Source organism: Streptomyces sp. NPDC101234, from assembly GCF_044767525.1.
Lineage (GTDB): Bacteria > Actinomycetota > Actinomycetes > Streptomycetales > Streptomycetaceae > Streptomyces > Streptomyces sasae.
In genome coordinates, this window is the sequence record NZ_JBIWOA010000002.1 from 285,783 (window position 1) to 298,597 (window position 12,815).

Here is a 12,815-nt window from a genome sequence, read left to right on the forward strand (position 1 = left end):
CTTGGACATCCCTTAGGTATCCCTTTAGGTGTCCCTTAGGGGATGTCACAGGTCTGCCGCAATGGCGGGCTCGGGCGGCCGAGCCCGCACGCGGTCCTTCCGGACCGGGTACGTTCGAGGACGTGGCTGGATTCAGGATCGGACGCGGCGCCCGGGACAACCGTGCCCCGCAAGCGCGACCGCAACAACCCGCGTACGGGCAGCAGGCGCCGCCCCAGAACTACGGGGGGCAGCCGGGGCCGTCGTACGGACACCCGTCGGCTCCGCGGCCGTACCCGCAGAACGGGGGCGGGCCCGGCTGGCCGCAGGCGCAGGCGCGCGGCGGACACCAGGGCCGGACACAGCCCGGCGGCGACGGCCCGGAGTACTTCGGCGACGACAACGGCTACGGCGGCTACGGCGGCGCGCCCGACCCGTACGCGGCGAACCAGCCGGGCCACACCCAGGCCTTCTCGGTCGACGAGGCCGGTGCGTACACGCAGGGTGCGACCTACCACGCCGGTTCGGCGGCGCCGTCCGGCCCGATCGGCCCGCGTCTGCACTGGAAGGACCTGCTGCGGGGCATCGTCCTGGCCCCCGACCAGACCTTCCTCCAGATGCGGGACTACTCGATGTGGGCCCCCGCCCTCATCGTGACCTTCCTCTACGGCCTGCTCGCGGTCTTCGGCTTCGACGGCGCCCGCTCGGACGCGATAAACGCCACACTCTCCAACGCGATCCCGATCGTCCTGGTGACCGCGGTCGCGGTGGTGGCCATGTCCTTCGTCCTCGGAGTGGTGACCCACACCCTGGCCCGCCAGCTGGGCGGCGACGGCGCCTGGCAGCCGACGGTCGGCCTCTCCATGCTGATCATGTCGGTCACCGACGCCCCCCGCCTCCTGTTCGCCATGTTCTTCGGCGGCGACGCGGGCTTCGTCCAGCTCCTCGGCTGGGCCACCTGGGTCGGCGCGGGCGCCCTGCTCACCCTGATGGTGAGCAGGTCCCACGACCTGCCGTGGCCGAAGGCCCTGGGCGCGTCGGCGATCCAGCTGATCGCACTGCTGTCGATCGTGAAGCTGGGCACGTTCTAGCCGCCACCGGCACACACGGTCCGTACGAGAAGGGCCCCCGGCGAGACAGCCGGGGGCCCTTCCTCGATCAGCACGGACCTTCGCCGCCCGCACACCTCACGCGTCCAGAACCTGCCCGGCCCTCTTCACCACGGGCTGCTCGACACTCCAGGCTTCATTGACCGAATGAGGGTGGTCGGTAACTGGATATTTCCGCAGGTCAACGCCATGAGGCCCCCGGCATCACTTCAGCCGAGGGCCCCAGGAACTTCGCGATCAGTCAGCGCCAGACAGGTTCGATCAGACTCGGGTCGAACTTCCGCCGGCCCCTCCCCGCGGGATGGATCAGCACGGCTGACAGGCTGTGCAAGATCAGCGCTTGCTGACGTTCGATGGGCAATGACCGGAAGTCCTCACCAACGTCAGCGATCAACGACTCGGCCTGGTGCCGCTCCTTGTTGAACCGTCCGCGCTCCAACTTCAGCTCGTCACGGCGTCGCTCAAGATCCGGCAGGAGCTGAAGCAGAGTCGAGACGGTGATCTTCTTGTCCTTCGCAGCCTGCGTCAGCTCTGTGATGTCCGACTCGACAGCGGCCAACTCTGGAGCGTTCGGCCACTGCTCGACCGGCTCAAACTCATCGATCTCAGCCCTTTGCCGTTGCTCAGCGAGAACCAGACTGATGACGAACTCGTCGACGGGTTCCCCAACACGTCCCACCTGGCCGCACCCTCCATTCACCACGGAGCACTGATAGGTGAACGTCGCGGCTTTGGAACCGGGCTTGCGGCGATTGTTGACCTGACCACGGATCTTGGCATGGCACAGTCCGCAGCGGGCGATACCGGACAGCAGGTACTTGCGGGCGAACGAGCGCCCTGGGTCCTTCTTCTTGCGCTCGGTAACGACCGCACAGACCGCTTCCCACTCCTCAACGGTGTTGATCGTCTCCCACTCACCGATGACTGGTCGGCCGTCGTCGTCGAGGAGGATTTCGCCGCGATAGGTACGGAAGCCGCACAGCCGGGGGTTCGTCAGCATGTGCTCGACTTGATGATGAGCCATCCGAGTCGTTCCTTGCCGCGGATGTCCCAGGCCCCTGGTCTGCCAGTCGGTGCGGATGGTTCCGATCCGTACGCCTGCCAGGAGCTGTCGCTGGGCAGCGCGGATGTGCTCGGCCGCTTCCGGGTCGACCTTGATTCCGCCCTTGAGCCAGCCGTAAGGCGCCGGCCCACCGCTCTGCTTGCCCTGTCGCGCCAGTTCAAGGTGTTTGCGCTGGATCCGACGTGATGCGTCATGGGACGACTTGTTGGCGAAGGCGACCATGACGCGGGCCATGGTGCGCCCGTCGGCCGAGGAGAGATTCACGTCATTGGTGACCGTGGCGAAGAGACGGCGCTTGCGCTCGTCGTAGAGGTCGATCAGTCGTTCAAGATCTCTCGGCTGACGGGCGAGCCGATCGAGGTCGTACGCGACGACACCATCGATCAGCCCGTCCGCGAGGTCGCTCAGCACCAACTCGAACTCGGGACGCCTGACGTTCCGCTTGAAGGCTGACAAGTCGTTGTCCTCGTAGACCTTCGCGACGTCCCAGCCGCGCAGCTCAGCCAGCCGCTCGCAGTCCTCACGCTGACGGGCAACACCGAGCCCGTCGCCCTCGTCGTCCCTGGAAATGCGGGTATAGACCGCGACCTTGGGGGCCATCGCTAACCCCTGCCTTGAAGCACGAGGAGTCGACGCACCCAGTCCTCATCCCTTGCCGGAGCGCGGCGGAGGTGCTTTTCGATCCACTCGTCTTTCGTCATCACGCGCTTACGCGGTTCCTGGTCAGCGGTTCGAGCCATCGGGCTCACCTCCCTCCTGGGCACCGAGTTCTTCACGTGCGGTCTCGCGGTTGAGCTGGATGTCCCGGCGGATGTTGGCGGCGAGCCAGGATTCGCCGGGGGTGTGGCCGTGGCCGGCGTAGGCCCAGTGGGCGAGGGTGAGCGTGGTGGCCTCGGTCTCGTCGTCCAGGTCGGGCAAGCCCAGGGAGCGGCGTTGCTGCTGCGCGCGGTAGTCGGCGCGGACCTGTCGCAGGGCGCCCAGGGTGGTGGAGTAGCGGCGGGACTTGGTGGAGAAGTGGCCTCGGAAGCCGAGCATGTGAGCCCAGTCGCGAAGCTTCCGGTCCGGGTAGAGGGCGTGCAGGTCGAGGCATGCGGTGATGAGCCGGGCGGGGTGATCCGGGACGCCGAGCAGGACCAGGGCCTCTTTGTTGCCGATGCGGCGGTCTACGGTGCCGGTGGTCTCTGCGGCTTTGGTGGCGTACTTGGCGACGTAGGAGGCGACGGCCTGTTCGGTGATCTCTTCGCCGTGGCCGAAGGCGCCGATCGGCTGTACGTCGAGCTGTGTGCCCCAGCGCAGCAGGCGGGCGGGCTGGTCTCCTGCGGGCGGTACGTCGACGGCGACGCGGGCGGCGGCGGCGCGGATGGCGTCGGTGAGGACGTCGAGGGTGGCCCAGGCCGGCGGCGGGCTGTCGGGGCCTTCGGGGCCGTCGAAGCGGATCACGGCGTGGAAGTGGACGGCTCCGCGCTTCTGGTATTCGGCGACCTTGCCGAAGGCAACGCGGGATTGCTCGCGGGCCTCTTTCTGGGTGAGGCCGACGCGGCGGGCGATCTCGCGGCGGAGGTAGATCGTGAAGTACCGCCACAGGTCGGAGGCGTGGTTGTTCCACAGCACGGCGCCCGCGTAGTCGTACGTCTCAAGGTCGAGCGGGGTGCCGAGTTCGGGCGCGTCCTCGCCGTGGCGGGTGCCGCAGCGGCAGGGCCGGTTGCCGGGCCGGTTGTGGACCGGGCCGAACGAGGGCGCCGTCAGGGTGGCGAACACGCGGGGGTGATCCCGGATGGTCTCGGGTGTGCCCTTGGCGGGGTCTCCGACGAGGCCGGCGCGGATGAGGTGGTAGGTGTCTCCGGCGTAGGTCCAGGCGCAGGAGGGGCAGCGGGACGCGCGACGGTTTCCGCACGCGATCCGCAGCCGGCCGCCCGGCTCGTTGTCAGTGTCGTAGCGGTGGAGGACCTGGCCGGTGGTGCGGTCGCGGGTGACGGTGGAGCCTTGCAGGTGGATCGGGTCGGAGCAGCCGCCGGTACGGCGGATCTGCTCTTGGATGCGGTCGAAGCCGGCGGACCCGGCCAGCCTCAGCACGTCGGTGAGGGTGGCCGGGGCCAGGCCCGCCAGGGTGGCGGTGTCGGTCACGCGAACACCTCCAGGACGGCCGGGACCAGGGGGCGCAGCACGGCGGTGGCCAGTGGCGCGGGAACGGCGTTGCCGATCTGCTGGAACTGCTTGGTGCGGGAGCCCGCCCACGGGTAGTGGGCGGGGAAGCCCTGGAGCACGGCGGCTTCCTCGACGGCCAGGCGGCGGATCGGCGTGCCGTCCGCATCGATCCACGAGACGTCGTTGAGTGCCTTGGCGAACAGCAGCGTGGGCGCCGGCTGGTCGAGGCGGCGGCGGGTGGCGGCCGGGCGGTTGCCGACCTTGAGGAGCCAGGAGCGGGCGCGGCCGGTGATGGCCCAGGACGGGCCAGTGGTCGGGAAGCGGCTGCCGCCGGTGGTGTGGTTCCCCCGGGTGTGGACCACGGCGGGCGGGCAGCCCAGGACGTCGCCCATGGTCCGCCAGGGCGGCAGGCCGGTGCCGAACAGGTCGTCGGGGGTGCCGCCGTCGGCGTGGGTCGGATCCGGGGGCAGGGCCGGGCGGGTGCGGGAGGCGAGCAGGAAGGCGCGGCGGCGGGTCTGGGCCAGGCCGAAGTCCGCCGCGTTGAGGACACCGGTCCACGTCGAGTAGCCGGCGGCCGTCAGGAGGCGAGCGGTGTGCTCGAACAGCGGCAACACCGCCGGGACTTCCTCCAGCGCGACCCACTCGGGGTGCAGGTCCAGAGCGAAGCGAAGGGGCTCGACCACCAGCAGGGAGCGTTTGTCGACGCAAGCGGCCCGGAGGGTGGCACGGGTGTCCCTCCCGCGGGCGAGGTCGTCCAACGCCTGGTGACACAGGGGCAGATCGTCGGTTCCGGCGCGCAGACCGGCCGCGCTGAACGTCTGGCAGGGCGCGGAGCCGATCAGCCCGGACACCTTCCCGCGCAGGGGCTTGGTGGGGTAGGCGGCGACGTCGGCGCGGATCGTGGCGTGCCCGGCAGCCGCGCGGGTCTGGCAGACCACGGGGTCGATCTCGATGCCGACTTCCCGCACACCGAGAGCGCGCAGGCCCTGGGACCAGCCGCCGGGGCCGGCGAAGAGGTCGAGGGTGGTCATGGCGTTCACCGCCCGTTCCGGTGGGCGGGGCCGTGGTGGGCGGTGTAGCCGTCGACCAGTGCCTTGACCTGGGTGTCGCCCGTGGCGGTGGCGCGGGCTCCGCAGTGGCAGACGGCCGATGCGGTGGCGGGGGCGTCCGGGGACGGCTTGCGGACGTGCAGGCCGGGGCGGTCCGGGGTTGGGGTGAGGTCAGCCACGGCCGGTCACCTCCGGCGCGTCAGCGGTCATGGCGTCCAGGGCGCCGGCGGCTTCGATCGCGGCGGCGGCGAGGCTGCGCAGCGTCTCGGAGGTGCCGGGGGCGGCGAGAAGGGCGATCTCGACGCTGTCGCCGCCGATGCGGAGGCTGACGAAGGGGCGGGTGCGGTCCGCGAACGGTGTGACGCGGAAACGGGTGTCCGGCTCGATGTGGGCCGAGACGGTGAGGTTCTCCATGGCCGTCACCTCCCGGTCCGGGCGAGCGCCGGGGCGGGGGCGGTGGTGCCGGTGCCGTGGCAGGCTGGGCAGTCGACGCGGAGGGTGGTGCGGGTGCCGTCCGGGTTGCGGGTGCCGGTGGCGATGGCGGCGGTGGCGAAGCCGTCGCAGTCGCGGCAGGGGCGCGGGCTCGGGGTGTTCCGGGGCATGATGGGGCTTCCCTCTCGGGTCCGTTGGATCAGGAATGGGTGCAGGCGCCGGGGCGGCGGATCTTTGGCGAGAGAGCCGCCCCGGGGCCGTTCAGCGCTGGTTGTTGAGGTCCTTCAGCAGCGACTTGAGGACGACCGCGACCACGGCCAGCGAGACGGCGGTGATGGCGACAGCGAGGAGCATGGAGACCAGGACCGCGCCGACGACCAGGACCACGGCGCCACCGCCGGCCGCGAGGGCGAGCGTGCTGCCGGGGGTGAGCTGAACGATCGGCCGGGCCGAGACCGGGGTCACCTGGGTGACCGGGGCCGGGGTGGGAACCGTGGGGACGACGGGCGCCGGGGAGGTGGTCTGGGGCGCGGTGGGCGCCGGGGTCGGAGCGGTGTCGGGGGTGGGGTACTTCGGGGTGAACATCGGTGGATCTCCCTTCGGGGTCAGGTGCAGGTGTGGGTTCGGGCGGCGAGTTCGGCGGCGGCTCGGTCGAAGTGCTCGGTCGAGAAACCGCACTTGGGGGCGGTGCAGGCGGCGATGTGCTTCGTTTGGCCACGGCCGTTGTTGAACGTGGCGACCTTGACCGGCCCGATGCGGATGACGTCGTAGAAGCGGTTCGGGCGCACGGTGGAACCTCCTTTGCTGTCAGGCGAGTTGGGCGACGATGGCGAGTGCGAGGTCTTCCGGCAGACCCAGGCGGGCGCGCAGGGTGGCCGCGTCGATGTCTGCTCCGGTGCGGGCGCGGTGGTCGGTGGCGACCTTCCGGGCGTGGTCGATCAGCGCCGGAGGCACGCTGAGAGCGGTCTTGGGCAGCGCCGGGACCGGCTCCGGCTCGGAGATCTCCGGAGCAGGTTCGGGCGTCTGGGGGCGGTCGACTTCGACCACTGCACGCGGCTCCGGCTCGGGGGCGGGTACCGGGTCGGGGGCGTGGTCGGTGTGCTGGTGGGCGAGGAGGGTGCCGCCGAGGAAGGCGACCGCAGGCCAGCCGGCGACGCCGAGGCGGAGCAGGGCGGGCGGGTGTTCCATGTCGAGGAAGCCGGCCGTGGCGATGTTCGCGCCGAGGGAGGCGACCAGGGCGACCAGGAACCAGCACCAGGCCAGCCGGGAGCGCTGCGCCCGCAGCCGGCGCCAGGCGGCGACGAGGAGCAGGTCGACGGAGACGGGGTAGGCCCAGGCCTTCCATCCGGTCTGCCCGGCGGCTTGGGCGAGGTCGTGCAGGTGGGCGAAGGACAACGCCCCGGCAATCACGGCCTGCACCAGCACGGCGTCCGGTCGGATCGAGAGCTTCATGTCTTCACCTCCTTCAGGGCGTTGGAGCAGGTCAGGGGCTAGTCGGTGGGTGCTTCGCCGGAGCCGAGGCAGTTGAGGCAGAACCCGGTCTGTTTGCCGACCGCGCGGCGCTTGCGGCCGACCTCGACCGTGCGGGAGACCTCACCCGTGCCTTTGCAGACCTCGCACGCGGCGGGTTTCGGCTCCGGGGCCTTCTTCCTGGCCATGAGCGATCTCCTCTCGGTTTCGGGCATGGAGCGGGTAGGGACCTGGCGCGAAGCGGTCGCGCGGACCGTGGTGCGAAGGGGGGATCAGTCGGTGACCGGCTCCGGGATCACCAGCGCGGGAGCCTTCACCGGCGCGCTGCGGACGACGGGCCGGAACGGGTCCAGGAACGCCAACTCCGGTGTCAGGTCCGCGAATTCGCGGCAGACGGCCGCCGCTTCGTCGGGGGTGACCTCGGGGGTGCGGACGCGGGACCAGCCGCCGGAGGTGTCGCCGGCCACCGCGACGCCGGGACGGTCCGCACGGATCGCGGTCACGGCCGACACCGCGTCCGGGGCGATGTCCCCCAGGCCCATCTCAGCGGTCTGCTTGTCGTTGACGCGGTGGACCACGCGGCCGGTGAGCTGGGCACGCAGAGCGGTCGCGCCCCTGCCGAGGTCGGAGCCGAAGCGCTGCCCGCAGACCTCCAGGTAGATCCCGATCGCACGCGCCATCTGCCCGAGCCGCACCAGTTGCATGACGGTGCGGTCGCGAGCCGCCTCGTCCTTCTTCGAGGTCACCAAGAACAGTTCGGCGATCTCGTCGATGAGGACGACCAGCGGCACCGGGCGAACGTCCTCCGGGAGGTCCCACAGGTCGGAGGCGCCGTGCAGGGCGAGCAGGTCGAAGCGCTCTTCCATCTCACGGACCAGCGCGTCGAGCAGCAGGCCGGCGGACTGCGGATCGGTCGCGAGCGCCGACAGACGCGGGGCGTAGCGGGATTGCTCGACACCGCGCTTGCAGTCGATACCGACCAGCCCGACCGGGAGCTGAGCCAGCCCCTTGACCAGGTTGCGTTGGAGCATGGACTTCCCGGACTGGTTCGCGCCCAGGATCAGACCGTGCGGGACCTTGCGGTAGTCCCGCTCGTACACCGAACCGTCCTCGCGCAGCGCGACCGGGACGATGAGGTCACGGGGCTTGGCTGTGCGCGGCATACGGACCCGATTGAGGACGTCGTAGCCGGTCATCCGCAGTTCCACGTAACCGGGCTTGGTCTCGGACACGGTCACCGACCGCACCCCGAAGGCGTGCCGGAGCCGCTCCGAGGACGCGGCGATGTCTGCCGGTTCCAGACCGGCCGGGAGCCGCAGGGTCACCACGAGTCCGGTCGAGGTGCCCCGGACCCGGCGGACCTTCGGCGGGACCGGTCGCACCTCGGAGTGGGCGATGGTGCGGGTCATGAAGGCCCGCAGGCGGGACGGCTGCACCGTCAGCCCGCACACCTCCATGGTCGAGCCGTAGGTCCAGGTGAACCGGCCCCAGGTGACCGGCAGGCCGACCAGCGACCAGTACACGCGCGGGGCGCGGACCTTCGCGTAGCCGAGCCCGCCGGCACCGGCAGCGACGCTGCCCAGTTCCAGCCAGGGCGTGACGTCGGTCATGGTCAGGCCCCCAGCGGGGTGACCGCGACCGCGCGGAACGAGATCCCGTGGCGCTTCTCGCCGTTGAACGTGTTCTCCCAGTCGCGGGCCTTGAGGCCGGTCACGGCGACCATGGTGCCCGGCGCGAGTCCCTCCGGGAGTCCGGTCTCCGGGACGGTGACCTGGTAGAGGTTGCCCTCCCCCTCGTCCGAGACCAGCAGGCCCACGGTGGACATGCCGACGTTCGGGTTGTCCCGGTCCACGGCACGCTCACCGGTCCGCTTGTTGACCATCTTCGGTTCCGGCGCAGTCGCCACGAACACCACAGCGGTCGAAAGGTCGACCTTGAAAGACGGCATGAGCACATCCCTCGTTCTTGGAGGCCGCCTTACGCGACCTCTCTAGACATCTCGATGGAAGCACATGTCTAGAGAGGTCGTCAAGGGAGATGTCTAGAGAGGTTGAGAGTGAAGGATTGCGGTTACACGCACTGAGCGGGTGACCTGCCCATGCCCTAGGCTGTCTAGAGAAGAGAGGAGGGCTTCCGAATGGCCACCACCGACGACGACCGTCGGCCGAAGTACCAGCGGATCGCAGACTCCCTGCGCGAGGCGATCCAGTCGGGCGAATACGGTCCCGGTGATCGGCTTCCGGGAGAGAACGAGCTGATGGCCGCGCACGGCGTGGCCCGCATGACGGCACGTCAGGCGCTGGGTGTACTCAAAGACGAAGGCGTAGCCGAGGCCCGTAAGGGCGCCGGCGTCTTCGTTCGGTCCTTCCGGCCTCTACGGCGCCGGGGCATCCAGCGGCTTTCCGAGGAGCAGTGGGGTAGCGGTCGATCCATCTGGGCGGCCGATACCGAGAACCGCACACTCGAAGTGGACCAGGTGGCGGTGTCAGAGGAGGCCGCGCCGGAGAACATCGGGCGCGTGCTTGACCTTGCCGACGAGGAGACGGTCTGCGTCCGCCGGCGGCGGTACGTGCTGGACGGGAAGCCTGTACTGCTGGCGACGAGTTACCTCCCCACATCAGTGGTGGGGGGTTCCGCCATCACGCACGAGGATCCGGGGGCAGGTGGGATCTATGCCCGCCTTGCCGAACTCGGCTACAAGCCGGTGCACTTCCGCGAAGAGATCCGCTCGCGCATGCCCTCGAAGGATGAGGCGTCGCAGCTGGGTATCTCCTCCGGTACGCCCGTCATCCTGATCTGCCGGACCGCATTCGCGGACGAAGGGCGCCCGGTCGAGATCAACGAGATGACCTTGGACGCGGCCTCTTACATCCTGGAGTACGACTTCGACGCGTAGGCCGACGCGGATCTTGTTACAGGTTTCTCTACCTCATCAAGCCGGCTGCGCTCCGCTCCGCCGGGCGCGCTCCCGGCTCCGCTCCGGGCGCCGCTCCTGCCTTCGGCCCGCTCCGCCCGCGCTGCGCCGACGCGCGCCCACGTGGACGTGCCGGGTCATGGGTCGATCACCGTAGAGAAGCGGCCACGGTCAGAACGGCCTCCGGCGGGGGCGCTCAGGCTCCGAGATGGCGGGGGCGCCGTTCGCGAGTGCCGGCGAGTTAGTGGCGTGCGCGGGGTGCTCCCATCCCGCCTGCCATCGACCCAGGCAGAGCCGAGCAGACGAGGCCCATGGCGTCCAGGTCGTTCGTACAGTGGCGCGCTCCACCTGGACGCCATGAACCACGCCCGCTCCACGGTGTGTGGGCCGACGGCAGACGGGATGGGAGCTGGGGTGGGTGGTGGCTGGAGGAGGTGACGTTGCTCTATGGGGTCACCAAAAGTACACGCACTGACACTCAACGCTATCGCGTAGATGGAGCCGGTCTTGAGGCACTCCAGGGGGCCTGACCAGGTAAAATGTCCAGGATCCCCAAGATGGCGACCGATAGTTTTCGCTAGATTCCGCTCGGAACCGCTAGGGCCCACTAGAGCTGGACCGGGTTGGGGTAGATATAGTGGCAAGGCAAACTGGGTTGGCCAAGCGCATGTGGCCAAATGAAGTTGGCCAAACAACCTAGCTTTCAAGTTCTCCAGCACGGAGGCCCGGCCCTGGCGGCCTAGACCAGGACCGGGCTCGTGCGTGGAGTCATCGAAGCGGGTCCGGCCGAGTAACAGACGGTCGGGCCCGTTTCGCATTGGCCCTGTCGTCCGGCACCACTTCGCTACGCGGTACTACCGCGCGAGCTGCTCCACACAGCCTGCGAGTGCCGTTATCGCCGTGAGGATCGCGATCAGGATCTCGGCCCTTGTGGGGCCTTGGCGCCGATCACGGTCCGGCTCTTCCGGCTTTCGCAGTTCTGCCATGTCACACCTCCAGTCCGGTCGTGCTAACCCCTGGGGTGCAGGGGCCTTCGGCTCTTAGGTCCGAAGCTCGGGATGGACCGGAAGTGGACGGCAGTCAGCATATCGGTCGGCACTGACATCCGGGGCACCCCCAAATGTTGTGCCGCACGGGCGAACGAACCTAGAGCGCCTCCCTGTTCGCCTTGGCGGCTTCCCCCGACTTATGTACTGGAGGCAAGACACTCCACGGGAAGTTGATCCAGTCGTCCGTCCGCTTCCACACGTACTCGCACTTCACGAGGGAGTGGGACTTCTCGTAGATCACTGCGGAGCGGACCTCGGCGACGGTGTCGAGGCAGAAGTCGCGGACCAGCTTCAGCGTCTTGCCGGTGTCGGCGACGTCGTCCGTGATCAGGACCTTCTTGTCGCTGAAGTCGATGGCGTTGGGGACGGGGGCGAGCATGACGGGCATCTCGAGGGTCGTCCCCACCCCCGTGTAGAACTCGACGTTGACCAGATGCAGGTTCTTGCAGTCGAGGGCATAGGCGAGTCCGCCGGCGACGAAGACCCCGCCGCGGGCGATGCTCAGCACTATGTCGGGCTCGAACCCGTCGTCGGCGATGGTCTGGGCGAGCTCGCGCACGGCCACGCCGAACCGCTCGTAGGTGAGGTTCTCCCGAGCGTCACTTCCGCTGCTCATACCCGGCGCCTCACACCTGTGTCCGATGGAAATTGAGGTAGGAGCGGGAGGCGGTGGGACCGCGCTGCCCCTGGTAGCGGGAGCCGTAGCGCTCGCTGCCGTAGGAGTGCTCGGCGGGGGAGGAGAGCCGGAACATGCACAGCTGCCCGATCTTCATGCCCGGCCACAGCTTGATCGGGAGGGTCGCGAGGTTGGACAGCTCCAGGGTGACGTGCCCGCTGAACCCCGGGTCGATGAACCCGGCGGTGGAGTGGGTGACGAGCCCGAGCCGTCCCAGCGAGGACTTCCCTTCCAGCCGCGACGCAAGATCGTCGGGCAGGCTGATGACCTCGTACGTCGAGGCGAGCACGAACTCACCGGGGTGGAGGATGAAGGGCTCGTCGCCCTCGGGCTCCACGAGCCGGGTGAGGTCCGGCTGCTCGACGGAGGGGTCGATATGCGGGTACCGGTGGTTCTCGAACACCCGGAAGAACCGGTCCAGCCGTACGTCGATGCTCGACGGCTGCACCATGGTTTCGTCGTAGGGATCGATCCGTACCCGCCCGGCATCGATCTCGGCCCGGATGTCCTTGTCTGAGAGAAGCACGTCCCGAGGATACGCAAGGCGCGCGGACCCGCGAAAACCACCACGAGTCCACGCGCCTCTGTTACTGCAGTTCTTCGTGTGCCGCTACTGCCTTTCGAGCGTGACCGGTACGGCGCTGCGCAACCGGGCGCACTTAGGACACCGGACGAGCCGGCCGGGGCCGAGCCGCTCGGCCTGCTGCATCGGGAACGAAGCGGTGCTGAACACGTGCCCTTCGGCACAGCGGACGACGGTGCGTTCCATCAAGTCCCTTAAGTCCCTTCCCCAGGAGCCGCGTCGGGCTTACTGCCGTGACGACGGAAAGCCACATTACGGGATCAAAGGGACGGCTCTCCAGGCGGCACTCCGTCCCGCCCGGACCCTCTCCCACACCCCCACCGTACGCCCCAACTCCGGCCGCCCG

Annotated in this window: 17 protein-coding genes; 2 read left to right on the top strand and 15 right to left on the bottom strand. The window is 69.2% G+C overall.

From position 1 onward, the window contains the following. Nucleotides 1–122: 122 nt before the first annotated feature. Nucleotides 123–1,070, top strand: a complete 948-nt coding sequence (locus tag ACIRR9_RS04595; RefSeq protein ID WP_403747484.1) for a YIP1 family protein — start codon at nt 123–125, stop codon at nt 1,068–1,070. Nucleotides 1,071–1,329: 259 nt separating this feature from the next. On the opposite strand, the gene ACIRR9_RS04600 is transcribed toward ACIRR9_RS04595, so the two are convergent. The 12 genes from ACIRR9_RS04600 to ACIRR9_RS04655 all read right to left on the bottom strand — a co-directional run bounded on the left by ACIRR9_RS04600 (nt 1,330) and on the right by ACIRR9_RS04655 (nt 9,195). Then, a complete protein-coding gene (locus ACIRR9_RS04600) occupies nt 1,330–2,751 on the bottom strand; it encodes a recombinase family protein (protein WP_403747487.1) in 1,422 nt (473 codons plus the stop codon). Between the two features lie 123 nt (nt 2,752–2,874). Further along, nucleotides 2,875–4,275 carry a replication initiator protein RepSA gene (repSA, locus tag ACIRR9_RS04605; protein WP_403747490.1) on the bottom strand — a complete coding sequence of 467 codons (1,401 nt, stop codon included), beginning with the start codon at nt 4,273–4,275 and terminating at the stop codon, nt 2,875–2,877. Then, nucleotides 4,272–5,327 carry a DNA cytosine methyltransferase gene (locus tag ACIRR9_RS04610; protein WP_403747492.1) on the bottom strand — a complete coding sequence of 352 codons (1,056 nt, stop codon included), beginning with the start codon at nt 5,325–5,327 and terminating at the stop codon, nt 4,272–4,274. The genes repSA and ACIRR9_RS04610 overlap by 4 nt, the downstream gene beginning before the upstream one ends. Before the next feature lie 5 nt (nt 5,328–5,332). Then, nucleotides 5,333–5,524, bottom strand: coding sequence for a hypothetical protein (locus ACIRR9_RS04615; protein WP_403747495.1), 192 nt, complete (start codon nt 5,522–5,524; stop codon nt 5,333–5,335). Then, nucleotides 5,517–5,759 (bottom strand): hypothetical protein, encoded by a 243-nt coding sequence (locus ACIRR9_RS04620; protein ID WP_403747497.1) that lies wholly within the window; start codon nt 5,757–5,759, stop codon nt 5,517–5,519. Before ACIRR9_RS04620 ends, ACIRR9_RS04615 begins: the two co-directional genes overlap by 8 nt. A 5-nt stretch (nt 5,760–5,764) precedes the next feature. Next, nucleotides 5,765–5,947: a hypothetical protein gene (locus tag ACIRR9_RS04625; RefSeq protein ID WP_393810824.1), complete on the bottom strand. Its 183-nt coding sequence runs from the start codon at nt 5,945–5,947 to the stop codon at nt 5,765–5,767. Nucleotides 5,948–6,038: 91 nt separating this feature from the next. Beyond that, complete coding sequence (locus ACIRR9_RS04630; RefSeq protein WP_403747500.1) at nt 6,039–6,362, bottom strand: SpdD protein; 324 nt, start codon at nt 6,360–6,362, stop codon at nt 6,039–6,041. Between the two features lie 20 nt (nt 6,363–6,382). Further along, complete coding sequence (locus tag ACIRR9_RS04635; protein WP_403747503.1) at nt 6,383–6,565, bottom strand: mobile element transfer protein; 183 nt, start codon at nt 6,563–6,565, stop codon at nt 6,383–6,385. Nucleotides 6,566–6,584: 19 nt separating this feature from the next. After that, nucleotides 6,585–7,229, bottom strand: a complete 645-nt coding sequence (locus tag ACIRR9_RS04640) for a DUF2637 domain-containing protein (RefSeq protein WP_403747505.1) — start codon at nt 7,227–7,229, stop codon at nt 6,585–6,587. A 38-nt stretch (nt 7,230–7,267) separates the two neighbouring features. Further along, complete coding sequence (locus ACIRR9_RS04645) at nt 7,268–7,435, bottom strand: hypothetical protein (RefSeq protein WP_403747508.1); 168 nt, start codon at nt 7,433–7,435, stop codon at nt 7,268–7,270. An 84-nt stretch (nt 7,436–7,519) separates the two neighbouring features. After that, the gene (locus ACIRR9_RS04650; protein WP_403747510.1) at nt 7,520–8,857 is read right to left on the bottom strand and encodes an FtsK/SpoIIIE domain-containing protein; all 1,338 of its coding nucleotides are present in this window, start codon (nt 8,855–8,857) and stop codon (nt 7,520–7,522) included. Between the two features lie 2 nt (nt 8,858–8,859). Beyond that, nucleotides 8,860–9,195 carry a hypothetical protein gene (locus ACIRR9_RS04655; RefSeq protein WP_362559180.1) on the bottom strand — a complete coding sequence of 112 codons (336 nt, stop codon included), beginning with the start codon at nt 9,193–9,195 and terminating at the stop codon, nt 8,860–8,862. A gap of 189 nt (nt 9,196–9,384) precedes the next feature. Here ACIRR9_RS04655 and ACIRR9_RS04660 point away from each other — a divergent pair, with 189 nt between their 5' ends. After that, complete coding sequence (locus tag ACIRR9_RS04660) at nt 9,385–10,143, top strand: GntR family transcriptional regulator (RefSeq protein WP_362559178.1); 759 nt, start codon at nt 9,385–9,387, stop codon at nt 10,141–10,143. 872 nt (nt 10,144–11,015) lie between these two features. Here ACIRR9_RS04660 and ACIRR9_RS04665 read toward each other — a convergent pair. From ACIRR9_RS04665 to dcd, 3 genes are all read right to left on the bottom strand, one after another. Further along, nucleotides 11,016–11,147 carry a hypothetical protein gene (locus ACIRR9_RS04665; protein ID WP_403747513.1) on the bottom strand — a complete coding sequence of 44 codons (132 nt, stop codon included), beginning with the start codon at nt 11,145–11,147 and terminating at the stop codon, nt 11,016–11,018. A 160-nt stretch (nt 11,148–11,307) separates the two neighbouring features. After that, complete coding sequence (locus ACIRR9_RS04670) at nt 11,308–11,826, bottom strand: phosphoribosyltransferase (protein ID WP_403747515.1); 519 nt, start codon at nt 11,824–11,826, stop codon at nt 11,308–11,310. Between the two features lie 10 nt (nt 11,827–11,836). Further along, a complete protein-coding gene (gene dcd / locus ACIRR9_RS04675; protein ID WP_351956638.1) occupies nt 11,837–12,412 on the bottom strand; it encodes a dCTP deaminase in 576 nt (191 codons plus the stop codon). Nucleotides 12,413–12,815 lie beyond the last annotated feature (403 nt).

Coding starts and splice junctions, on each gene's coding strand:
- ACIRR9_RS04600 (WP_403747487.1), bottom strand. CDS start 2,751: ATGGCCCCCAAGGTCGCGGTCTATACCCGCATTTCCAGGGACGACGAG.
- ACIRR9_RS04610 (WP_403747492.1), bottom strand. CDS start 5,327: ATGACCACCCTCGACCTCTTCGCCGGCCCCGGCGGCTGGTCCCAGGGC.
- ACIRR9_RS04620 (WP_403747497.1), bottom strand. CDS start 5,759: ATGGAGAACCTCACCGTCTCGGCCCACATCGAGCCGGACACCCGTTTC.
- ACIRR9_RS04625 (WP_393810824.1), bottom strand. CDS start 5,947: ATGCCCCGGAACACCCCGAGCCCGCGCCCCTGCCGCGACTGCGACGGC.
- ACIRR9_RS04630 (WP_403747500.1), bottom strand. CDS start 6,362: ATGTTCACCCCGAAGTACCCCACCCCCGACACCGCTCCGACCCCGGCG.
- ACIRR9_RS04640 (WP_403747505.1), bottom strand. CDS start 7,229: ATGAAGCTCTCGATCCGACCGGACGCCGTGCTGGTGCAGGCCGTGATT.
- ACIRR9_RS04645 (WP_403747508.1), bottom strand. CDS start 7,435: ATGGCCAGGAAGAAGGCCCCGGAGCCGAAACCCGCCGCGTGCGAGGTC.
- ACIRR9_RS04650 (WP_403747510.1), bottom strand. CDS start 8,857: ATGACCGACGTCACGCCCTGGCTGGAACTGGGCAGCGTCGCTGCCGGT.
- ACIRR9_RS04655 (WP_362559180.1), bottom strand. CDS start 9,195: ATGCCGTCTTTCAAGGTCGACCTTTCGACCGCTGTGGTGTTCGTGGCG.
- ACIRR9_RS04660 (WP_362559178.1), top strand. CDS start 9,385: ATGGCCACCACCGACGACGACCGTCGGCCGAAGTACCAGCGGATCGCA.
- ACIRR9_RS04665 (WP_403747513.1), bottom strand. CDS start 11,147: ATGGCAGAACTGCGAAAGCCGGAAGAGCCGGACCGTGATCGGCGCCAA.
- ACIRR9_RS04670 (WP_403747515.1), bottom strand. CDS start 11,826: ATGAGCAGCGGAAGTGACGCTCGGGAGAACCTCACCTACGAGCGGTTC.